Source organism: Pseudoalteromonas sp. SWYJ118 (assembly GCF_015864505.1).
Taxonomy (GTDB): domain Bacteria; phylum Pseudomonadota; class Gammaproteobacteria; order Enterobacterales; family Alteromonadaceae; genus Pseudoalteromonas; species Pseudoalteromonas arctica.
The window spans coordinates 1-24,383 of sequence record NZ_JADYXC010000012.1; the positions used below are offsets into that span (position 1 = coordinate 1).

The following is a 24,383-nucleotide window of genomic DNA, read 5'->3' on the forward strand; positions in this document are numbered from 1 at the left end:
GTATCCTAAAAAATTAATATAAGTGTGCCTGAAAAGAGGCGATTGAGCCGGAAAAAATAGTTAACTTGAGGATATCGCGTAGGATTATTACTAAAACAACTCGGTACTAACAAATAAAACAAAACTTCTTTCAAACTAGTATTCAAAATGGGTTATTGCTAACCCACTAAATTGTTTAGCAATTAGATGCTAACAATGTTCTCGGCTTGTGGGCCTTTTTGACCTTGAGTAACAGTAAACTGTACACGTTGGCCTTCAGCTAGAGTTTTGAAACCGTCGCCAGAGATTGCGCTGAAATGTGCGAAAACATCAGGACCAGATTCTTGCTCGATAAAACCAAAACCTTTTGCTTCGTTGAAAAATTTAACTGTACCAGTTGTAGTATTAGACATAATAGTATCCTAAGAATTAATAAAAGTGCGCCTTAAATTAGGCAATTTAACAGGAAGAAAACATACATTTAACTGAGGATAACGCGAAGGATTATTACTAAAACAACGTGGTACTTACAAATAAATAGGGTTTTCTGTCAACCCGATGGCAAGCAGGATAACAGTAAATTAAGTCATATACCAAGCCCTATTGTAAATTTATTTTAGAGTAAGTGCTTTATTTGTTTGTTCGTTTTTTAACTAACTAGTTATGATTGAGATGATCTTTTTAACTTATAAATTAAAGTTAAGTTTATTTTAATCAAAGCTTTACGCTTATTTTTGTACACGGTTTTAGAGTAGGTAAAATACAGGTTTTAACTGGTTAAAACATGACCTAATTACCTACTAAATTTTTTGATATATATCTTAAATAACGTGATTCATTAGCCCCAAATTACAAATCCAAGTATTAATAATGCAATCCAAAGTGTTTCAGCAACAATTAAAATAATAGGTTTTATACCTACTTCGGTAAGTTTTCCTAAATTAGTTTTCATACCAATGGCTGAAATAGCCGCAATTAAAAAGAACTGCGAAAGTTCGTTAGCGGTTTCAAGCACTATTATAGGAAGAGAAAAGCAGCTATTTATTATCATGAGTATGACAAAGCCAATTAAAAACCCAGGGACTTTAGGTAATTCTCCGTGTTTTTCTTTATTTGAGCGATTAATAATAACCATCATAATAAGTACAACGGGTAGCAGCATAGCAACACGTACAAGTTTAGTTAGGGTTGCTATATCGCCAGTCTCAGGTGATACCGAATAACCAGCACCTACTACCTGCGCTACGTCGTGTATTGTGCCGCCTAAAAATACGCCTGCATTATGGGCGTCAAACTCAAGGTAATTAACCACAATAGGGTAGAGGATCATAGCAAGGGTCGACATGGCTGTTACGCCAATAACCGTAAGTAAAGTATCGCGCTCTTTATGTTCGCTGTTTGGCATAATAGAGGAGATAGCTAGCGCAGCAGACGCTCCACAAATAGCAACTGAGCCGCCTGTAAGTGCACCAAAGCGTTTTTGTAAGCCAAATGCGCGCGCAAGTACTACGCCTAAAATAATAGTAGTAAATATAGCGCCCGCTAACATAAGTGCGGTTTGCCAACCTAGTGTTACTAAATCTCCCAGTGCTATGCGTGTGCCTAGCAGCACTATACCTACGCGCAAAACCGTGGTGCCGGTAAAGTCGATACCTTTGGCGCAAGGGCTATCGCTTTGATATAAAAATGAGACTGCCATACCCAGTAACAAAGCAAACAGCATGGCTGGCGCGCCGTAATGCTCACTTAAAAATAAAGCGGCAAGGCCAGTCATTGCAGCAATGCTGGTACCTTGCCATAAAGGTGATATTTTACAGCTTAATTTACTACTTAAGCGCTGCATTACGCTTTAGCTGCGGTAAGTGCTACTAACACTTGGCGTTTACGTTCGCCTGTAAAAGGGCGGCGACCATGCATAGCCATTTCGTTATCAACTAAGGCTACATCGCCATCTTGCCATGCAAGATCAAAGGTAAATACTTTAGAAAGCTCAACAATTTTATCAAGGCCTGCTTTAGGAATAGCACTGCCATCGCCAAAGGTAATGGCAACCGATGGGTTTTCGCGTACGCCTTTCCAGCCCATGTAAGCGGCAATCAGTTGGTTATAAAAAACCTGTACGTTGTTTTCAAGAGTTACTACAGCAGGAAGTACCGGTGTAACGGCTTTTAGTGAGCCGTCTTCAAGCCATTCCCACTCGTAACCCAGTTCGGTTAATTTGTTATGTGCTTCGTCTTTGGTTTCAACGCTTAGTGTACTTTTCCAGCTTCGGCCTTGGCCTGATGTTGCATCGTCAGCGGCTGGCATATAGGTGGTGTACTTTAGGCCTTTGTGTTCAAAGTCATGGGCAAGTTTACTGTCGTATTCTTTTAATGCGCTAAATAACTTATCTGATCGACAAAGAGGTGTTGCACCACCTTCTTCTGCGGCCGATTTACAAAAAAAGAATAACTTACTTGGCGAAATAGGCGTTTGTGCCATTTCGTGGTGTAAGTATATTTCTACATCTTTTGGCGCTTCGTTAGCTGTAAATACACGCTCGGTAAAATTAATACGCACCGCGTTTGAAAGCGACTCTTTATAAGTAAAATTGTCGTAATCAAACCCAGCTGAAAACGTATCAAATGTTTCGGCGCTATTTACAGGAAAGCCACGAAACAACACAGCTCCTGAGCTGCGAAGTTTTTTAGCTAGTTCGCTTTTATTGGCGCGAATGAAAGCTACCGCTTCTTCAACGGTGCTGGCGTTATTGTTATTAACCACAATGCACGGAAAAACCGAATCATCGAATGTTAATTGAGTTGGCACTGAGGCGTAGTTAATTTCGGTAGCTGACATTGTATGTTCCTAATCGTAAATTGGGTGAAAACGGTTAAAGGCAACTTCACAAAAGTGCCCAGGGTCGTTAAATCGGCGATTACTGTTAAGCGCAGAAATTTGCGCCATTTCTTGCTCTGTTAATTCAAAATCAAACAGTGCGAGGTTTTCTTTCATGCGTTCAAGTTTTGAAGTTTTTGGAATAATGGCAGTGCCACGTTGCACGCCCCAGCGAAGTACGACTTGTGCTGGCGTTTTGCCATGATTGTGTGCAGCCGCTTTAACAACGCTTTGCTCAAGAACCGATTCAGTTTTATCTGCCATTTCAAGCTCAAGGTACGAAAGTGCACCCAGTGGCGAAAACGCAGTAACCGGAATATCGTACTGCTTTGCGAGTCTTACTAATCGCTCTTGCGTTAAATAAGGGTGCGATTCAATTTGCAGCATGGCAGGCTTAATATTTGCGTAGGTCATTAAATCGTGAAGCAGTGCGCTTGAGTAATTACATACCCCAATGCGTTTTGCTTTGTTGTTGTGTACTTGTTCTTCCATTGCTTGCCACGTTAAATAAAGTGGTACTTTTGCAAGCTCCATTTGTGGGTTTTGTGCGTCTGGGTCAACAAACCATTCTGGTGGATAGCGGGTTTCTATTGGCACAAATGTTTGCGCAATCGGAAAATGAATTAGGTATAAGTCTAAGTAATCTAACTTTAAGTCACTTAGTGTTTTATCTATCGCGAGGCCAACATGCTCTGGTGCATGAAAGGTATTCCACAGTTTTGATGTTATCCATAATTCTTCGCGGGTACATAAGCCATCGTTTATTGCTTGGGCTATGCCATCGCCTACTTGTTCTTCGTTACCGTAGTCTGATGCGCAATCAAGATGGCGGTAACCTGCCTTGATGGCTTGGTATACCGTTTGTGCACAATCTTCTTGCGCTACTTTCCATAAACCGAACCCTACTGAAGGGATATTATTTAATGAACTCATTGGGAATTCCTGTTAAAAATGCATAATGACTTAGGTCTTGTATAAGACATAAGTTATTATACGAATCAAACAGTGTCAATACTGTGTTAACAGCAAAGCAGTAAATGAATGGGTTAAAAAACCTGCAGGCAGCAAAAAGGCAGCGTTTGCTGCCTTTAAAAAATATTTAATTATTATGCGCTAAAGTGGGTTGTTAGCACTAAATTGGCTCTTAATCAGTCGAGCTCAATTTGATAGTGGTAATGATCGCTACGGCATTTGCTCTGGCGGTATTCAATACGCTTACCTTCGATTGATTCGGTAATGCGTGATACCAGCAGCAGTGGGTCGCCAGCTTTAATAGCAAGCATTTTGGCATCATCCATTGTAGCAAGTACGGCTTTAATACTGTCTTGGGTTTTGTGTACAGTTTGGTTAAATTTGGTCTGATAGTAATGGTACAATGTATGCGGAATATCACTACTTTGATGTATATCAGGAAAGTAGCTTTGGGGTAGGTATATAGTTTCGCTCATGCAAAATTCGTTATCAAGAATACGCCTACGAACAAGTTTAGTAACTTTGTCTTTTTTATTGAGTTGTAACGCTTCTATTACTTCAACTGGCGCTGCACAAAGCTCAACCGATAGCAGTTCAGCCTTTGGCAAATCGGCACCTTTACCGTCTGCTTGTAACGGAAAAAATCTAAATAAGGCATCTTGCGCAGTATGTTGCGATACAAACGTACCAACGCCTTGGCGACGAGTCACTATTTTATTGTCGGTTAATAAATTAAGTGCTTTACGAACCGTACCTTGGCTTACGTTAAATTCTTCAGCAAGGCGAAATTCGCTTGGTAGTGCTTCGCCAGGTACCCAGCGTCTTTCAACAATGAGCTGTTTAATATAATCAGCCACTTGTAAGTAAAGCGGTTGAAAAGCCAAGCTTGGGCCACTTAATTTGTGATCAAACATAGAGTTACTCATTATTATTTACCATTAAATTTAATCCACCTGTAGTTATAGCATAGGTGAAACCTTTTACGCATATTTGCGCTAGCTCAATTAAACGTGAACTACTGCTGTAATGTTTTAATAGGCGCAAAATATACATTATGCCTAAAAACAAATCGTTACACTACAATAGCTCACCCTTAGGAAATTAAAAGTGCTCAGTATTTCTTTCGAACTCATTTTGCTTATGGCGTTGTGCCTAAGCCTTGCGACTATTATGCAAACTCTTAGCGGGTTTGGCTTTGGGTTACTAGTGGTTGCCAGTTTTACGCTGCTAGATGTTTTACCGCTCACCGCAACTACATTTTTAGTGAGCTTATTGGGTTTGGTTAACTCCACAACCGTGGTTGTTAAAAACCGCAGCTCGGTAAAAGTACCCGAGCTAAAACTTATGTTGTATACCGGTATTCCGTTAATGCTGGTAGGTTTTGTGCTGCTTGAGTTTATGTCGTCGCATTTAACGCACTATTTAAACTTTATTTTAGGCGTAAGCATTCTATTGTGCTGCGCTTTAATGCTGATTGGCCGCGATCGTGCTAATAAACAAAGCCGTCCTCGTTCGTTTTTAATAGCCGGTGGGGTGAGTGGGTTACTTGGAGGGTTGTTTTCAACCTCAGGGCCACCGCTTGTGTTTCAGTGTTATAAGCAAAGTTGGTCTATTGAAGCTATTCGCAGTACGTTATTAGCGGTATTTACTATTGGCGGGCTAGTACGTGTAGGTATCGCTTTATTTGGTACTTTGCCAGAGCTCGATATTATGTTTTTAATTGCAGCGGCTATTCCTTTAGTGTTGCTAGTTACGCATTTTGCTCGTAAATTAACGCCCTACGTAGACGCTAAATGGGTACGCATTATAGCTATTACGCTGCTAGGGCTGAGCGGCGTATCGCTGGTGGCTACATCGGCGCCGGGTATATTTTAAAAATCACGATGTAAATAATTCATCTTAGGGTTATTTACATTGACATGGGGATTACAATTATTTAACTTGTGTCTTATACAAGACTAATAATTGGTTAAGGAACTCCCATGAATGCATTTGAATTACGTGAGCCAGACTGGAACGCAATAGAGCCAGCACGCTTAACCGCACCGCCAAAGTTACAAGGTAATGTGCTGGTTTTGCCCACTCAGTTTGGTGATATTAGCGTAACGATAAGCCAGTTTGGTTTACGTTTAAATGCAGGCACCACGCATGACGAGCAGTTTAAAATATTAACCACAACCCCATCAGAATACCCCCTTACACTTAGCAAAAACAATAATGATTACAGTGTAAGCGGTGGCGAATACCGCCTAGAATTTTACAGCGACCCTTTTCATTTCAAACTTTATAAAAACGATGAACTAGTACAGCAATCAGCAACTGATGGCCACTTTGTACGCCAGCATCGTTTACCGCCACTAGCTAAAACAGATAACGGCTGGATTTTAAGCCTTGAGCTTAACTACGATGAGGCCGTGTATGGCCTTGGCGAAAAGTGGGGCAAGCTTGATAAGCGCGGCCAACTTATTCGTTCATACAACCACGATGCACTAGGTGTTAACGCCGAGAAGTCTTATAAAAACACCCCGTATGCATGGAGCCCAGAAGGCTGGAATTTATTTGTACATACACCCGCGCCTGTTACCCATGGCGTAGGTTATGCATTGTGGTCGCAACGCGCTTATGTATGTTTAGTTGAAGATGGCGCGCTAGATGTCTTTTTATATCAAGAGCATACACCTGCTCAAAGCATTAACCGCTATTGTGAACTAACAGGTTTTGCACCGGTGCCACCGCAGTGGAGTTTTGGTGTTATTTTATCAAAAGCGTATTACAAAGATGCCGACGAACTACTTAGTGTTGCCCGCGAAGTACGCGCTAAAAAAATGCCGTGCGACGTAATTACCCTTGATGGCCGAGCATGGCAAGACACCGACACTCGCTTTGCCTTTGAATGGGACCCAACACGTTACGCCGACCCAAAGCCAGTGCTTGATGAACTAAAAGCGATGGACTTTAAAATTTGTGTGTGGGAATACCCGATGATCTCGGTAAATAACCCATTGTTTGCTAAAGCGGCCGAAAACGGCTGGCTTATAAAAGACAAACGCACAGGCAAAGCGTATCAATACGAGTGGGATTTAAGCCCATTTGGCGAAGTACTTACACCGCTGCCAGAGTCGGGTATTTTAGATTTTACGCACCCTGATGCTTACGAGTATTGGCTTGAGTCGCATAAGCCATTGTTTGAGCTTGGCGTAGATATGATAAAAGCAGATTTTGGCGAGCAGCTAGAAGACGAAAATATGGTATCGCACAGTGGCGACTGCGGTATTAGATTACACAACGTTTATAGCATGTTGTACAACCGCTGCGTTTATGAAGCCGCCGAAAAATACTGTAAAACAGGGCCATTTTTGTTTAGCCGATCTGCATGGACTGGTAGCCAACGCTTCCCTGCACAGTGGGGCGGTGACCCACAAGCCGATTGGCAAGGTTTAGCGGCGAGTATTCGTGGCAGCTTAGCGTGGGGTATGTCGGGCGGGCCGTTTTTTGCAACCGATATTGGCGGTTTTTACAAAGACACTCGCGACGCAGAGCTTTATGTGCGTTGGGCGCAAGCCTCAGTATTTAGCGCACACATGCGCTTGCATGGTATTGGCCCTCGCGAACCGTGGTCTTATACTGAGCAAGCAAGTGACGCGGTATTTGCAGCACTTAAACTACGCTACCAACTTATTCCTTATTTAGAACAAAGTGCAGAGCAAGCGCAGCAAACCGGTTTGCCGATTCAGCGTGCAATGGCACTGGCATTTCCTGATGATGTGCTAGCACATAGTTTTGATCAGCAATTTATGTGCGGTGAAAAATTACTGGTTGTGCCATGTGTAGTACCAAACGGTAAAGTGAAATTTTATTTACCACAAGGCAGCTGGATTCGCTTCCCCGATAAACAAGCTTACGAAGGTGGTAAGTACTACGAGCACACACTCGCACTTGAAGAAATGGCAGTATTTATGCGCGAAGGCGACAGCCTAATGCTTGGCCCAGACGTTCAACACACAGAACAAGACATGAGCCAATTAACGCCATGGCCTAAATAAAACTCGGCTTAATAAAAAACATACAACACACACAACACACACAATAATAAAGATATTAGCTTACTTTTTACCGAGTAAAGTAAGCTAAAAGGGGCGCAAGATGGAAGGTATGAACATTACCATGACACTGCTATCGTGCTTGGCGTTTATGGCGCTGGTGGGATATATCTCGTACCAAAAAACCAAAGGGGAGGTTAATACCCAAGACGGCTACTTTTTAGCGGGTCGTGGGTTAACGGGTACGTTTATAGCAGGGTCGATGATCCTCACTAACTTATCGGCAGAGCAACTTATTGGTCTTAATGGCTCAGCCTATGGTTACAACCTAAGCTCAATGGCGTGGGAAGTAACCGCAGGAGTATCAACCATCATTATGGCGTTGATCTTTTTACCGCGTTATTTAGCGGGTGCGTTTTCTACCTTACCTGAATTTTTACGGGATCGTTTTGACGATACCGTACGCCGCATGACGGTGATCTTATTTATGGTAGGGTATTGTTTTATAACGATCCCTTCGGTTTTGTACTCAGGATCAATAGCCGTACTTAGACTGTTTGATGTACCCACCCTATTAAATATGAGTTACGAAGCAAGCTTGATTGTCACCATTATTACAGTGGGCTCAGTTGGCGCAATATACGCTGTTTTTGGCGGTTTAAAGGCGGTTGCGGTGTCGGATACCATTAACGGTGTTGGGCTACTTATTATTGGTATTTTAGTGCCAACACTGGGTTTAATTGCATTGGGCGACGGGAGTTTTTCAGAAGGATTAAGCACCCTTGTAAACACCGATACAGAAAAGCTTAACGCTATTGGCAGCAGCGACGATCCTGTGCCATTTGGCACTATTTTTACAGGTATGATCTTAGCTAATTTGTTTTATTGGGGCACCAATCAGTACGTGATCCAGCGTACATTGGGCGCTAAAAACTTAGTAGAAGGCCAAAAGGGCGTGTTGTTTTCAGGGTACTTTAAAGTGCTAGTGCCCTTTATGATGATGATCCCAGGCGTTATTGCTTACCATCTTTATAAACACGAAAGCCTGCCCACTATCGATTTAGCTTATCCACATTTAGTAAAAGAAGTACTTCCACAGTATTTATCTGGGTTCTTTTTGGCCGTATTGCTAGGTGCCGTATTTAGCTCGTTTAACTCACTATTAAATAGTGCAGCAACCCTATTCTGCTTAGACGTTTACAAGCCAATGAAAAAAGATAAAGTAACAGACAGCCAACTTATAAAAGTGGCTAAAATTACCAGTATTGTTATTGCCGTATTATCGTTTATAACCGCGCCATTATTGATGTTTGCACCCGAAGGCTTATGGCACATAATTCGTGTATTTACAGGTTTCTACAACATTCCGGTCATCACAATTGTATTAGTGGGTTTGTTTACCCGCAAAGTGCCTGCACTGGGCGCTAAAGTCGCAATTATATTCCATATTATTGCTTACACTTTGCTTAAATTTGTATGGGATGTAGACATAAACTTTATCCATATTTACGCCATTTTATTCTTTATTGAATTGGCAATTATGTTGGGTATTGGTTACTACAAACCACTTAAAACACCATGGCAATTTACACGCAAAGCCGAGGTAGACCTTAATCCTTGGAAGTACGCATTACCTTGCGCCATCGTATTAGTAGGCCTAATTGTTAGCTTATATATATTGTTTTCTCCGCTTGGACTTGTTGGTGGAACCAGCGTGTACTTTGTACCAAGCTTAGTTGCCGTTTGGGCTACAGCCTTTGTACTTAGCTGGTGGAGCGTTCGTCGTTGGCATACACGCTACGAAAATAGCTTAGCGCGTATTGGGGCTAAAAACGCCGCATAACGTGCGGCTATATTCTATACACCAAACTTAAATCACATTTAATTCACATAATGTTTGCATTAGTAAGATAGTTTGTTTAAATTTAAAGCTCTTATATAAGATATAAGAGCTTTAAGGAAAGTATCACACACACTGACACCGCTTTTTAGCAACTCACACAATTGCTAGCGCGGTACCACACAGCACACGCACAATATGGAGAATGACATGAGAGCTAAAAAGTCCGTCTTAAGCTTGGCAGTCACGTTAGCAATGACAACCGGTTTAGCGCTTAGCGCGCAGGTACATGCACAGCAAGAGCAAACCGAACAAGAACAACAAAAAACAGAAACAGCTAAAAACGATACATTTGAAAAAATAGTCGTTACTTCACAAAAAAGAACGCAAAGTTTAAACGAAGTACCTGTTGCGGTATCGGTACTTAATAGCGATCAAATTAATTCAGCTTTTGCTAATAACATGGAAGGCTTACAGTCACTTGTTCCTTCGGTTAGCTTTAGAAAAGGCACCACAACACGTAACTCAGCGCTAACAGTGCGCGGTATTGGTACTATTTCATTTAGTATTGCTGCCGAGCCAAGTGTGGCAACTGTTGTTGATGGCGTGGTACTTGGCCGCTCTGGTCAAGCTTTTGCCGATTTATACGACGTAGACCGCATTGAAGTATTACGCGGGCCACAAGGTACGTTATTTGGCAAAAACGCCTCAGCAGGTGTGGTAAATATTACCACTAAAGATCCGTCGTACGACACAACCGGCAGCGTAGAAACCTCGTTTTATCAAGATAACGAATACCGTTTTAAAGGTGTTATAAGCGGCGGTTTAACCGACGATTTAGCCGCTAGCTTAACGGTATTTAAAGGCAAGTTTGACGGTTACATTGATAACGTTTACAACAACGAAAAAGTAAACGGTTATGACCGCGAAGGTGCACGTGCTGTATTTAAATACGAGCCAGAGGACGACTTAAGCGTAAAATTTATAGCTGAATTTTATAACGCAGACGACGATTGTTGCGCCGACTTAGAAGCCCTGCCAAGTGGTCGTAATCCTGATTCAAAAGCAGCGCCAAACAGTAATGGTATTGTTGATGGCGTAGCCGATATTGACCTAGACCAACGCAAAGTAGACCATGATTACGAGTCGCGCACAATTGACGAACATAGCGCGTTTTCGGTGCAAGTTGATAAAACAATTGGCGATTATACGTACACGTCAATTACAGCGCAGCGCTCATGGGATAATACCGAATACCGCGAAGGCGACTTTACCTCTATTGCTGGCGACAGCAGCGAGCCAGTATTTGGCGCGCCGTTTCAACTACATGATATTGGTGCACAGCAATGGGATCAGTTTTCGCAAGAGTTTAGAGTTACATCAAACCTAGCAGGGCCATTTAACTATGTTGCTGGTTTATTTTACTGGAACATGGATTCACAACGTAACTTTACTCGTGATGCAAGTTGTCAAAACAATGGTGGCCAGCTTGATAGCGCAATGGCTTTTTACGCGCAAAATAACTTATCGGGCGCAGAGCTTGATGCCGCACTTGCTGATTTAGAAGGTTACACACAAGGGCTAGGCGTTAGCTGTAACGCAAACGATATTGTATCGGCCACTGCTTTTATGAGCACAGAATTTAACAACTGGGCAGCCTTTGCCGACGGTACTTACGATTTATCTGAAGATTTACGCGTATTATTTGGTATTCGTTACACCGACGATGAAGTGTCTTACACGCATCGCCGTGTAAGCAATGATGTATATGGCCGCACCGGTGTAGGCGTACGCCCAGCAACACTAAATACCGATGACGAAGGCAAAGCAGAAGAAACCAACGTATCGGGTCGTTTAGGTATGCAATACGATTTAGGCGATGGCCAAATGGTATACGGTACCTACTCGCAAGGTTACAAAGGGCCTGGTTTTAATATTTATTACAACTTTAATCCAGACACCGACAGCCGCGAAATATCGCCAGAAGAGTCTGATGCTTACGAAATTGGCTACAAATACGCAAGCCGCGAGTTTGTGTTTAACATGGCACTTTTCAGAACAGAAATTGAAGGTTTTCAAGCTAACAACTTTGACTGTTCAGACGGCACCTGTATTACCCGCTTAACAAACGCGGGCGATGTAAGCACACAAGGTGTTGAAGTTGACTTTATGTGGGCTGCAACAGAGTCACTAACGCTTACCGGTGGTGTCGCTTATATTAAAGCCGAAATTGACGAGTTTAATTGTCCGGCAGAAGTAGCTGCAGGTTCGTGTACTGACCGCTCTGGCTTAGATGTTCCATTTTCGCCAGATTTAAAATACTCACTAACAGCTGACTACTTTATTGAAACTGAGCATGGCTTTAACGTACACATAAATAGCTCATACATTTACACCGACGAGCAATACTCAGACTTGCCAGATAACGTAGGCGAGTTTAACCCAGCGTCGTTACTGCCAGATTACGGCATTTTAAACGCAAGTGTTGGCTTATCGTTTAAAGATGATGCGTTTAGAGTATCGCTTATTGCTAAAAACTTAACCGACGAAAGCTACGCAACTACCTACAGTGGCGATAACTTCCGTTACCAAATACCGCGTGATGCAGAGCGCTACTTTGGCGTATCGTTTAAGGCGCGTTTTTAATATTTAAATAATTACATTTAATAATTTCCCTGAAAATAAGCGCAACGTTTTACACGTTGCGCTTTTTTAATCAAAACAATCCTTTTGTATGCTTTTTAGGTTTTTTTTGTAAATTAATTGTACAGGTGGGCGTTGTTGTTCTATCTTTTTTGTACCTATTTAGGTTCAATTATTAAGGATAAAAATGAAAACTATATTAATTACTACAGGTATTATTTTGGCATCTATTTTTTCTGCACAAGCGAGTGCAGACCAAATGGAATGTTACGTAGATACTCAAGCATATGACCAATTTACTCCTAATCATTGTTTTGCTGTGATTTATGGTAAAAGAACAGCTACAGCAGTATTCAGAGTGGTAGGTAATGGCTCTGACATTGATAGTGTTGTTTGGTCAAATGCTGCGTCGTCTTGTGGCGTATCGGGTACATCATGCTCATTCTCGATAAAATCATTTAAAAGTAATAAAGCAGAAGCAACGGTATTATATACAGATGGTACTTGGAGCAAAGTTTCTGCAACGGCTTCGTTTGAAGATGGTCGTTAATAAAAATAATAACGTTTATTGAATGAATAAGCGCAACGTTTAACACGTTGCGCTTTTTTATTTTTGTGACTTATTTTTGTAATAGTTTAGTCATTTTACTTTCATCAAAATTACCTTTATCAGTCACATCTGTTTTCTATAGTGCAGCGGTTGATCTTTTTTGTGTTTACACATTTCAAAAAATAACCACTAAACAATGGGAATTACGGATGAAAATTAAAAAAGTCGCTGCGGCAATCGCGCTAACGTTAACGTTTAGCGCAGTGAGCCATGCTGATGTACTACCGCAAAGCCAAAAAGACAGCAGCTGGTATAGCGCTGCGCAAACTAAACTAACAACAAAAACAGCACAAGCGCAGGCTACACAAGCCACTAAAGCTAAAAACGTCATTTTATTTGTGGGCGATGGTATGGGTATTTCTACACTTACCGCCGCGCGCATTTTACAAGGGCAGCGTAATAACCAATCTGGCGAAGAAGGTTATTTAAGCTTTGAAGAGTTCCCATACTCTGCACAAGTTAAAACGTATAACGTAGATGCTCAAACTCCTGATTCAGCAGGCACGATGACGGCTATTATTTCGGGTGTAAAAACCGATGTGGGCGTTATTGGTGTAGACGAAGATATTGAACGCGGCGTGTGTTCAACAGTGGCAGGTAACGAGCTAATTACCGCGACTGAATTGGCTGAAATTAAAGGGCTATCTACCGGTATTATTTCTACAGCACGTATTACTCATGCAACCCCTGCTGCCACATATGCTAAATCGGCTGACCGTAACTGGGAAGACGTATCAGATATGCCAGAAGATGCAGTAACGGGTGGCTGTGAAGACATTGCATCGCAACTGGTTAACTTTGAAAAAAACCTAGAAGCACGATTTGTAGGGACCGACGTAGACGGCCTTGATTTTGTAATGGGGGGCGGTCGTCGTCACTTTTTACCAAAAGACGAAACAGCTAACTCAACAGATGCAGTAAGTGCTATAGAAGGCGACCGTACTGACGAGCGCAACTTAGTAACTGAGTGGCAAACACAATACCCAGATGCTACGTACGTGATGGATCAAACAGGCTTTGATGCAATAAGCGATGACGCCACTAAAGTATTTGGTTTATTTAACGAATCCCACATGCAATACGAAGCTGACCGCGCAAACGATGTAGCGGGCGAGCCTTCACTTACCGATATGACCACTAAAGCAATTGAAGTGCTTGGTAAAAACGATAACGGATTTTTCTTAACGGTTGAGTCGGGAAGAATTGACCACGCGCACCACGCAGGTAATGCATACAACGCGCTTAACGACACCATTGAGTTTGCTAAAGCCGTGCAAGCTGCGGTAGATAACACCAACCCAGAAGAAACCCTTATTTTAGTAACCGCCGATCACAGCCATGTATTTACTATTGCAGGCTACCCTAAGCGTGGTAATCCAATTTTAGGTCAAGTAGTTGCAGTAGGTGCAACAACACCAAGCTTAGCCGCCGACGATATGCCGTACACCACAGTAGGTTACGCAAATGGTTTAGGTTTTAGAAATTTAGTTGATGAAACAGATGCCGATGCTGCTTATGCAACTGGCCCAGTAGCCGGACGTGTAGAGCTTAATGGCGTTGATACAACAACACCTGGTTTTCACCAAGAAACAACCGTGCCACTCGGTTCAGAAACACATGCCGGTGAAGATATTTCACTGCATGCAAAAGGTCCTGGTGCTCAGCTAGCACAGGGCGTAATTGAACAAAACGTTGTATTTCATTTAATTAATCAAGCTCTTGAACTAACTCAGCAATAATGGCGGCTAACATGAACAAATTAACGGTACTTTCTTTGGCAGTAATGGTCGCGCTAGCAGGTTGCTCGAGTGACGATAACAAAAATGAAAATAATATTATCGCAGTAGATAACGCTATTGCAGTGGGCTCTGAGCAGTGTATTAATGGCGGTGTAGAGACGCAAGTAGGCGCAGATACCAATAATAACGACGTGCTAGATAGCGACGAAGTTAACTCAACTAATTTAGTGTGTAATGCACCTGCAACGTCGTTAACAAGCGAGCAGTTAGCCTCGCTCACTAGCAATACTTGGTTTAGTGAAGCACAAACAAAATTAGGTGCTGCACAAACAGCCAGTAGCAACATTGTTACTGAATCAGGCAAAGCGAAAAACGTTATTTTATTTGTTGGCGATGGTATGGGTATTTCTACCATAACCGCAGCACGTATTTTAGCGGGTCAGTTAGAGGGCGAAATGGGGGAAGATCACCAGTTAAGCTTTGAAACTATGCCTTTTTCGGGCTTTGTAAAAACATACAACGTAGATGCGCAAACGCCAGATTCGGCAGGCACTATGACCGCAATGGCATCGGGCGTTAAAACCGACGCGGGCGTTATTGGTATTGATGAAGCGGTTGAGCGTGGTAATTGTGCATCAGGCAAAGGGCACGAACTTGTTACCTCGTTAGAGCTTGCTGAAATTGCAGGCAAAGCAACAGGGATTATTTCTACAGCGCGTATTACTCACGCAACACCCGCTGCAACCTATGCTAAATCGGCAGAGCGTAACTGGGAAGATATCTCCGATATGCCAGAAAGTGCTGCAACGTGTGAAGATATTGCATCGCAATTAGTTAACTTTGAAGCCAACCTAGAGGCACGCTTTAGTGGTGTTGATGTAGACGGTATTGACGTAGTAATGGGCGGCGGTCGTCGTCACTTTTTACCAAAAGATGCCGCGGCAAATTCAGCCGATGCAGTAAGTGCTGTTGAAGGGGATCGTACAGATAACCGCGATTTAACCGCAGAGTGGAAAACGCAATATCCAAATGGCACTTACGTAATGGATCAAACCGGTTTTGATGCAATAAGTGACGACGCCACTAAAGTGTTTGGCTTATTTAACGAATCCCACATGCAGTACGAAGCTGACCGCGCAAACGATGTAGCAGGCGAGCCTTCGCTTTCACAAATGACCGAAAAAGCAATAAACGTACTTGATAACAACGAGCAAGGTTTTTTCTTAACCGTTGAGTCGGGTCGAATTGACCACGCGCATCATGCGGGTAACGCTTATAACGCGTTAAACGACACTATTGAGCTTGCCAAAGCCGTTAAAGTGGCGATGGAAAACACCAACCCAGAAGAAACATTAATAGTTGTAACTGCCGATCACAGCCATGTATTTACCATTGCCGGTTACCCTAAACGCGGTAACCCAATTTTAGGTAAAGTGGTTGCAGTAGGTGCTACTGAGCCAAGCTTAGCCGCCGACGATATGCCTTATACAACGGTTGGTTACACCAATGGTGGTGGCTTTAGAAACCTAGGTAGCGAGACCGATGCCGATGCAGGTTACGCCTTTGCGCCAGTAACAGGGCGTGTTGATTTAACAGATGTTGATACAACAACACCTGGTTTTCATCAAGAAGCACTTGTACCAATGGGCTCAGAAACTCACGCCGGTGAAGACGTAGGCGTTTATGCAATGGGACCAGGTGCACACTTGGTAACAGGCACAAACGAGCAAAGCTTTTTATTCCATGTAATGGACTTTGCAGCTGATTTTGTAAAAACAGCAGACGAAAAAGTAACGCAGTAAGCCGCTAACTTGTATGTTTAAAAACAACTCGTACCCTGTGCGAGTTGTTTTTTATGTCATAAAAATGCCATTGTAAGTCGTTATTGTATGGCTATTACAGTGACGTTTAAATAAGAGATTAACTGATGAAAGTAGTATTATTTTTAATGGCAACCTTAGTAAGCACCAGCACATTAGCAGCGCAGTGCGATATCAATGCCGAATATTTAAAAGCCGATTATAAAATTACCAACAGCCATAAAGCGCAGCAAAGTAATGAGTTACTTACCCTTTGGCGAAACGATCAGCAAGTAGCGCATCAACGCCAAGTAATTACCGAGCTTTGGCAGCACTTAGCTAATAATCAAATACGACCAATACGTTACTTTAATGCCCAGCAACGCGGCATTGAATACCAACCATCGGAGGTACGCGGCGTACAAAATTGGAGTGCTAAAAGTCAGCTGGTGGATAATCACCTAATAGAAAAAATGACCTTAGTAAGCACACAAGGCACAGGCTGCGACGAAGTGAAAAACTATACGTTGAGCGAAAATGACAACGACTTTAACCTCGCCTTTTATACGCATTCAAAATTAGTTAAAACCTTTAGCATTAGTAATAAAAAAAGCCAAACAACTACATTACTCAGCCTTAATAAGGTAAGTACAGATGAGCCGTTAATTAGTGCTCAATTTGCACAGTGGGATCGTTTTCAAACCACCGATTACGCCGACATTGGCGATAACGAAAACGACCCGTTTTTAGCTAAAATGATAAACCTTGGTTTTATAGAACACAGCGCAACGGGGTTTTATAATCAGCAGGGCGAGGCTATTCAAGGTGGGCATCATCACTAGGTTTTAAATGTTGTAGTTCATAGCTAAAAATGACAAGCGGCTATGAGCTACAAGTAGGAATTCAAAAGTAGATTAATTTAAGCTATTCCCACCCCAGTAATATAACAAACACTTTCCTATTTTATAAAACACACACTATCAGCCGCGCAATATTTATAGTTGGTAATAATTTACACTATTTGTTATTAATAGAAGTTCAAACTATAGGGACATTTAAATGTCTTCTGATAAAGTTATTACATGACAATGGAGAGTTTAATGAAAGAGCTTGTTGCTGAATATGGTTTTTATGTCGCGCTTTATGCAGCCTTATTATCATCATATATTTTTATTGATCAAAAATTTTCTGCTCGTGCAAAAATTACCTTTATACATCGTATTTTGGATGGAAAAATATTAAGAACGACTGTGACTAACCTTAGCTCTAAGCCTATCACTATTTTAGAAGTGAGATACTTCTACGGAAAATATAATTCTCAACGAAATATACCATTAAAGACTAGTATGTTAATTGATTCTGGTGTGGCTATAGACATAGATATAGAATTAGAAAAAGAAGCAGATTATTTAGATGGAGTATCAGAGTTTGAATTTATTTCGTCTATTAATCAAAAGCATATATATAAACTTCCTAGATTAATTATTGACGAACTAAAGATTGAGTTTTTGAAAGTTGCAGCAGAAAGCTTTGCAAAAACAGATATGGCATATAATACAGCGATGAAAAACTTGAAAAATAATCTGGAATCTACAGAGAAGTACGTTATTAAAAAAAACGAATAGGCCGTTTAAAGGGGGAGCAATTTTTACTTAGTGTCATAGCTTGCAATAAACTTTCTATTATTAAGTTGATAGTTGCTATGAAGGTATTTAGCCATACTTTTCGGCAGAAAAGTATTGTTTGCTCAATAGCCCTATCAGTATGACACTGACATATTTATTTCCTATTTAAGCCTTAATAGCATCTACTGTAAGTACAAACTCTACCGCCTGATACTACTCAAGATGAGCATCATCAGGCTTTTTAGGTTTACTCGCTACTTCTGTTAAGCCATCTTCGCAATCACCGCTGTCGCAGGTATTTAAATCGCTTTGTGCTTGTTTATCTTGTTGTAGCACATGTTTTAAATCTTCCATGCGTTGGCGCACTGCTACGCCGTAGCTGGCGTCGTCGCCCCATAATGCAGCAAGTTGTACTACTGCAGCGCGGTCGTGGTCTCTAAACAGTTTACCTGCACGCTCGGCATCTTGTTTAGTGTTACCTAGTAACTCGAGTGCTTCTACGGCAAGGTTAATAGCTGAGTCGACTGTTTCGCGGTTAAACGCATCTACTTTTAAATTAAGTAATTGATACGCATGGCGACGGTCGATTGCGCGGGCAACAATTTTAAGTTGCGGGTAGTTTTTATGGGCGAGCTTAATTATCTCTATGGTTTTATCGGGGTCGTCTATTGCTACTACCAACATTTGTGCGGTGTGCGCGCCTGCGGCTTCAAGGAGTTCTTGGCGTGCGGCATCGCCATAAAATACGGTGTTACCAAAACGGCGCAGTAATTCTATTTGGCTAGGGCTGTGATCAAGTACGGTAATTTCGTAGCCTTGAGCGTGCAGTAAGCGCCCCATAATTTGGCCAAAACGTCCGTAGCCGGCAATAATTACGTGTTTAGCGGTACTTATTTGTTCTGGCTTATCAAACTCAGGCATAGCACTGCTGCTGCGTTTTTGTATTTGCTCATAAACCATAAGTAGTAACGGCGCTATTAGCATTGATACTGCAACAACTAAGGTAACAAGACTGGTTTGCTCGGGCGTTAAAATGCTTAAGGTGGTGGTTACGCTTAAAAGTACAAAGGCAAACTCACCCCCTTGGGCAAGCGCTAAGGCAAATAATAACTGCTGTTTACTGTTAATTTTAAAGGTAACGGCAAGGGCAAATAAAATGCAGGCTTTAACTACAATGAGTAAAACCACTAAGCCTATAACGGTACTAAACTCGTTAAATAGCAGTTCAAAGTTGATTGATGCGCCAACAGTTATAAAAAACAATCCTAAAAGTAAGCCTTTAAAGGGCTCTATATCGGCTTCTAGCTCGTGTCTAAATTCACTTTCGGCCAGTACTACGCCCGCTAAAAAAGTACCTAATGCTGGCGATAAGCCAATGCTTTGCATAACGAGGGCAATGGCAATAACTAAAAATAGTGCAAGAATAGTAAATATTTCACGCATGTGGGTTTGCGCTATGTATCTAAATAACGGGGCCGATACGTATTTACCGCCGGCAATAATAGCGGCAATAACCGCGACTGATACACATACTTGTTGCCATACAGGCCAGCTTGCAATAATCGAATCGCTAATGTCTTTTGAGCTAGTTTGCGGGGCAAATGCAAGCAGTGGCAATAGCGCTAAAATAGGAATAATGGCGATGTCTTGAAACAGCAATACAGAAAACGCGTTTTGTCCGGCTTCTTGCTTTAGCCAGCCTTTTTCTTCAAGGCTTTGCAGCACAATAGCGGTAGAGGAGAGCGCCAGCATTAAACCAATGGCGAGTGCGGTTTGCCAATGCATGGCAAAAAACCAATAACAAAATGCAAATATAACAGCTGCCGATAACACAACCTGTAAGCCGCCAAGCCCTAAAATAGAGTGGCGTAATGTCCATAAACGCGAAGGTTGTAGCTCAAGGCCCACTAAAAACAGCATCATTACTACGCCAAATTCAGCGAAGTGCATTACATCGGTTTGATCGCCCACAACACCCAGCGCATAAGGGCCAATGAGTATTCCGGCAATTAAATAACCTAACACAGAGCCAAGTCCGACTCGTTTTGCAATAGGGACAGCTACAATGGCTGCTGCTAAGTAAATTAAAGCTATTTCTAACACGCGTTTATCCTAAGTCATTCTATTTATGCTCAAGGTATTTGAGCATAAATAGAATGACTTAGGTTCTTATAAAATACAATAATTCATGTGGCTGAAAATACGTTATTTTTAGCTCATACTGTTAGGGCGTGTTGATCTTTGGTGGGTGAATTTGCAGCAGTATGTTTGGTTTTTAGGCAAGGCGGAGCCTATGTAGTTTGGTTATTCCCCATGAATAGGCGATAACGCAGCATAAATACCAAACATGCGCTGCCCTTTGGGTTCTTTCTAGGGACGATTAACTCTTTGTTGCTCGGTTTTTACTTAGCCCACTAGGTTACAAACCTCGCGCCGCGATTTAACCGCCCCTAGATTGAACAAATTTCAATCCACAAAGATCAACACGCCCTAATCAGCTACTCTTACTGAGCCGCTAATATTATCGATACTTACATCGCCCGAGCCTGACTCAGTAATAGTGAGTCCTTTGGCGTGATTAACACGAATGTCGCCCGAACCGTCTTCAATAGTAACGCTTGAGCCAATATGCTCAATAAGCATGTCGCCAGAGTTATCATCAACATTAACAGCGCCGTTTATATGGCTTATTACTATATCACCCGATCCATCTTCAACGCTTAGCGAGCCGCTTATGTTGCTCACGTGCATTTCGCCAGAACCATCTTCAATAGTCGCATTGCCGCTTACGTTGTTAATATGAATACTGCCAGATCCATCGGTTAATTCTACATTACCCGCGATGTTTTCAAAGTTTACTTCGCCTGAACCATCGTCAACAGTTAGGTTTTTAGCACCGCTTATAGTTAAGTCCCCCGAGCCGTCTTTTACATCAATATTGCTTTGCATAGCATTTATTAAAATGTCGCCAGAGCCATCATCAATATCTAAATTTAGATTACTTGGCACAGTAACCACTAAATTAATACTTGGAGATTGACCACTGTAAAAGCTAATGCCATTACGGCTTTTATTTTGGGCAACAAGCTTTGCCTGTTTACCGTCTTGCTCGAGCGTTAGCTCGTATTCGTCTTCAATGTCGGCTGTGTAAATAGTGGCATCAACACTAATGCTGGTGGCCGTTTTTGAGCCTTTTATTTCAAGGCTACCTGCGCCGCTTAACACATTTAAATACTCAAGATTATTGCTTGGCAGTGATAGCTGTTTAGTTTGTTTTACCGACGCAACGCTTGGCGATATATGAAATACACAGCCACTTAATAATAAAATGCCGCCAATAAGTGAAAGTGGTTTTGCAATGCTTAATTGTGTTGATGAGCTCATGTTTAGTCCTTTGGTATTTATTGTTTGTATTTATATAAACAATATAGAGCAAAAATGAGGCCGAAATGTAAGCTGTTGTTTTATATAGGGTGGTGGTTTTTTATGAAAGTTGAAATACTAATAAGTGGTTAAAATAACTAATTATTAATATAAAAGGATGCGCGATGCATCCTTTTATAATTGCTCTGCTTTTATTAGGGAACTAATTAAAAGCTGTAAGTAATATTACCGTATAAAAAGCGTCCGTCTAATCCGTAAGGTGCATACGGTGTGTACGGGAATATTTGGCCAAAGTCAGAATAACCAATGTTATCCACGGTGGCTTGTGGGTACTGATCGAACAAGTTGTTTGCACCAACGGCAAATTTCCAATATTCGTCTGGACGGTATGCCACTTCTAGGTCGGTGATCCACTTAGGGTCTAGGTATTCATCGCGATCAGCTGTAGTTGATATATCAGCGACTTCACCATAACGTGTGGCACGAAGCGTTGTTTGCCATTCGTTAAAGTTCCACACTGCTGATAGGTTCCATTTGCTATCTGGCGTGCCTTCTTCAAAGCGACCTACTTCACGACGTGCAAACACTACGTAGTCGTCACCTAGTGAGTTAAGCTGTGCTGGGTTGTCGTTTACGTGCGTTACTTCGGTATCGTTAAAGTTAGCTGCTACGTTTAAACGTAAATCACCTAAGTTGTCTAAATCTAAGTTATAAGTGGCAACTATATCTACACCTTGCGTGCGTGAGTCGATAGCGTTGGTAAAGTAACGTACGCTTTCGGTATTTAGCTCACCGGCATTTTGTAGTATTTCTACTACGGCATCGCCCTCTAAGTTTTCAGACAATACAATACGGTCATCAATATCAATACGGTATGCATCAACGGTTAAGCTAAAGCTACCTTGCGTGTAAATAAAGCCCGCTGTAACGTTTACTGACTCTTCTGCATCTAGCGGCTGAGCACCTAGTGCTTGCGCTGCTGCAGAATCAGTTGGGAATAAACCCACTTCAAATGGTTGGTTGTTTTCAAGTACGGTTGATATTTGGCGGTACGAGCTTTGCGCTAAAGATGGCGCACGGAAACCGGTGCTAATTGCACCGCGCAGTGATAGGTTTTCAGTAATGCTGTAACGCGAAGCAAGCTTAGAAGTAAATGTGTCACCAAAGTCGCTGTAATCTTCATAACGACCCGCTAAAACTACGTTCCATTTTTCTGTTAAGTAGGTATCAAACTCAACAAATAAAGCGATGTTATGACGGCTTTCGTCAGTCGCACTTTCTGGTCCAAAACCAGCAAGTACTTGCGCGCCACCGGCTGCAATTGGGTTACCATCGCTATCAAGTGCGGTGATGTAAGATGCTTCTTCGCCTTCTTCTATTTTGTAGCTTTCGTGGCGGTATTCAGTACCTACAGTAAAAAATACGTCATCAGGTAAGCCTAAATCGAGTGTGGTATTGGCCGTTGCGTTTACTAAAAACTGATCGTAAACCAATGCACCGTTGTCAAATTCGGTTGGGCTGTCGGCACCTAGTGATGTGTTAATACTATTTACAACACCGAAACCAAAGTCGTTGCGGCCGTAGTTGGTACTTACATCCCATGTCCAGTCGTTAGTTTCGCCTTGTAAGCCCAGTGCAAATGAGTAGTCTTGTACGTCTGTTTCAATTTGCGGTAAAAAGCCATCTGGGTACACTTCTAAAACGTTACGGCTGTCTTTTGCTCGGCGGTAAAAACCACCTGAATTACCTTCACGCTTTGAGTAGCTACCAAATGAATAAAGGTTTAAGCCGTTATCTAAATCGTAACCCATGTTGTAAAACAACGCGTAATCTTCAAGGTCTGCTTTACCAAAGCGGTGGTTGTAACGATCGATAGTAAATTCGCGTGGGTCTAGGCTGCCATCATCAAGGCGACTGTATTGTTCGCGTGGGTCAAAGCCTGAGCGTTGAGTTGAGTCGTTATCGCGGTACTCAATGGATACGTTTACAAAGCCGTTATCAGATAACGAAAAGCCAGAGTTTGCACTAACAGTGCGTGTTGCACCGTCGTTTACTTCTCTGTCGCCACCGGTATTAAAGGCTAAGTCGCCGTTTGCATCTGCGTAGGTGCTGTCTAGCTGAGATACACCAGCCATTTGAGTATCGTATTTACCGTACGTTACGCTTACGCTACCGCCTTCTGAGGCATCTTTAAGTACAATGTTAATTACCCCAGCAATTGCATCAGAACCGTACTGTGCGGCTGCGCCGTCACGTAGTACTTCAACACGTTTAATTGCAGAGGTTGGGATCATGTTCAAATCAACAGCTGTAGAGCCTCGGCCAACAACGCCCGCTAAGTTTAATAGCGCACCAGCGTGGCGGCGCTTACCGTTTATAAGTACTAGTGTGTGATCGGGTGCTAATCCACGTAAAACAGCTGGTTTTGCATGGTCAGTACCATCACCCATAGTGGCACTTGGGTAGTTAAAGCTAGGTACTTGGTTTGCTAGTATTTGGCTTATTTCTAGCTGACCGGTACTTTGCATATCACCGCTGGTAATAATATCTACAGGTACGGTGCTTTCGGCAATACTGCGTAGGCTTCTGCGAGTACCGGTAACCGAAATTACTTCGATATTTTTTTCTGCTTGATTATCTTGCTCTGCGGCAACGGCCATAGAGTAAGGTGTGCTAAGTGCAGTGGTAACGGCCAAGCTAAGTGCGAGTTTATTTGCAGATAAACGCTTAAAAGTCATTAATTGTTCCCCAAGAGCTGCTAGTCGAAAAGGAGCGCATCATATAGAAGCGACTACCCTAGTGCAAAGATAAAAACTATCTAAGATATTCTAAGTTGTTAACACATAAGATCACTGTTTACGCGCGATATAGGCGT

Annotated in this window: 17 protein-coding genes; 9 read left to right on the forward strand and 8 right to left on the reverse strand. The window is 42.1% G+C overall.

Features of this window, described 5'->3' with window-relative positions; genetic code table 11:
- Window positions 1–182: 182 nt before the first annotated feature.
- From I6F48_RS12230 to I6F48_RS12250, 5 genes are all read right to left on the reverse strand, one after another.
- Window positions 183–392, reverse strand: coding sequence for a cold-shock protein (locus tag I6F48_RS12230; protein WP_006792548.1), 210 nt, complete (start codon window positions 390–392; stop codon window positions 183–185).
- A 425-nt stretch (window positions 393–817) separates the two neighbouring features.
- Window positions 818–1,822: a YeiH family protein gene (locus tag I6F48_RS12235; RefSeq protein ID WP_197119533.1), complete on the reverse strand. Its 1,005-nt coding sequence runs from the start codon at window positions 1,820–1,822 to the stop codon at window positions 818–820.
- Entirely contained in the window at window positions 1,822–2,817 is a 996-nt protein-coding gene (locus I6F48_RS12240; RefSeq protein ID WP_166419506.1) for a TauD/TfdA family dioxygenase, read from the reverse strand. Before I6F48_RS12240 ends, I6F48_RS12235 begins: the two co-directional genes overlap by 1 nt.
- Window positions 2,818–2,826: 9 nt before the next feature.
- A complete protein-coding gene (locus tag I6F48_RS12245; protein WP_197119534.1) occupies window positions 2,827–3,789 on the reverse strand; it encodes an aldo/keto reductase in 963 nt (320 codons plus the stop codon).
- 215 nt (window positions 3,790–4,004) lie between these two features.
- On the reverse strand, window positions 4,005–4,754 hold the full coding sequence (locus tag I6F48_RS12250; protein ID WP_024589596.1) for a GntR family transcriptional regulator: 750 nt from the start codon (window positions 4,752–4,754) through the stop codon (window positions 4,005–4,007).
- Between the two features lie 181 nt (window positions 4,755–4,935).
- On the opposite strand from I6F48_RS12250, the gene I6F48_RS12255 reads away from it, so the two are divergent.
- The 9 genes from I6F48_RS12255 (at window position 4,936) to I6F48_RS12295 (ending at window position 18,124) form a co-directional block, all read left to right on the forward strand.
- Window positions 4,936–5,703, forward strand: coding sequence for a sulfite exporter TauE/SafE family protein (locus tag I6F48_RS12255; protein WP_331460698.1), 768 nt, complete (start codon window positions 4,936–4,938; stop codon window positions 5,701–5,703).
- Window positions 5,704–5,810: 107 nt separating this feature from the next.
- Window positions 5,811–7,871 (forward strand): glycoside hydrolase family 31 protein, encoded by a 2,061-nt coding sequence (locus I6F48_RS12260; protein WP_197119535.1) that lies wholly within the window; start codon window positions 5,811–5,813, stop codon window positions 7,869–7,871.
- Window positions 7,872–7,971: 100 nt separating this feature from the next.
- Window positions 7,972–9,711 carry a solute:sodium symporter family transporter gene (locus I6F48_RS12265; RefSeq protein ID WP_197119536.1) on the forward strand — a complete coding sequence of 580 codons (1,740 nt, stop codon included), beginning with the start codon at window positions 7,972–7,974 and terminating at the stop codon, window positions 9,709–9,711.
- A gap of 207 nt (window positions 9,712–9,918) precedes the next feature.
- Window positions 9,919–12,354, forward strand: coding sequence for a TonB-dependent receptor (locus I6F48_RS12270; protein ID WP_197119537.1), 2,436 nt, complete (start codon window positions 9,919–9,921; stop codon window positions 12,352–12,354).
- A 184-nt stretch (window positions 12,355–12,538) separates the two neighbouring features.
- Window positions 12,539–12,901, forward strand: a complete 363-nt coding sequence (locus I6F48_RS12275) for a hypothetical protein (protein ID WP_165729361.1) — start codon at window positions 12,539–12,541, stop codon at window positions 12,899–12,901.
- A gap of 209 nt (window positions 12,902–13,110) precedes the next feature.
- Window positions 13,111–14,700, forward strand: a complete 1,590-nt coding sequence (locus I6F48_RS12280) for an alkaline phosphatase (protein ID WP_197119538.1) — start codon at window positions 13,111–13,113, stop codon at window positions 14,698–14,700.
- Window positions 14,701–14,711: 11 nt separating this feature from the next.
- The gene (locus I6F48_RS12285; RefSeq protein ID WP_197119539.1) at window positions 14,712–16,502 is read left to right on the forward strand and encodes an alkaline phosphatase; all 1,791 of its coding nucleotides are present in this window, start codon (window positions 14,712–14,714) and stop codon (window positions 16,500–16,502) included.
- Between the two features lie 125 nt (window positions 16,503–16,627).
- Entirely contained in the window at window positions 16,628–17,341 is a 714-nt protein-coding gene (locus I6F48_RS12290; protein WP_197119540.1) for a hypothetical protein, read from the forward strand.
- A gap of 258 nt (window positions 17,342–17,599) precedes the next feature.
- Window positions 17,600–18,124, forward strand: coding sequence for a hypothetical protein (locus tag I6F48_RS12295; RefSeq protein ID WP_197119541.1), 525 nt, complete (start codon window positions 17,600–17,602; stop codon window positions 18,122–18,124).
- 213 nt (window positions 18,125–18,337) lie between these two features.
- Here the strand turns inward: I6F48_RS12295 and I6F48_RS12300 are convergent, their stop codons facing one another.
- The 3 genes from I6F48_RS12300 to I6F48_RS12310 all read right to left on the reverse strand — a co-directional run bounded on the left by I6F48_RS12300 (window position 18,338) and on the right by I6F48_RS12310 (window position 24,246).
- Complete coding sequence (locus I6F48_RS12300) at window positions 18,338–20,227, reverse strand: monovalent cation:proton antiporter-2 (CPA2) family protein (protein WP_197119542.1); 1,890 nt, start codon at window positions 20,225–20,227, stop codon at window positions 18,338–18,340.
- Window positions 20,228–20,614: 387 nt separating this feature from the next.
- Entirely contained in the window at window positions 20,615–21,508 is an 894-nt protein-coding gene (locus I6F48_RS12305; protein WP_197119543.1) for a hypothetical protein, read from the reverse strand.
- Between the two features lie 206 nt (window positions 21,509–21,714).
- A complete protein-coding gene (locus I6F48_RS12310) occupies window positions 21,715–24,246 on the reverse strand; it encodes a TonB-dependent receptor plug domain-containing protein (RefSeq protein ID WP_197119544.1) in 2,532 nt (843 codons plus the stop codon).
- Between the last annotated feature and the right edge of the window lie 137 nt (window positions 24,247–24,383).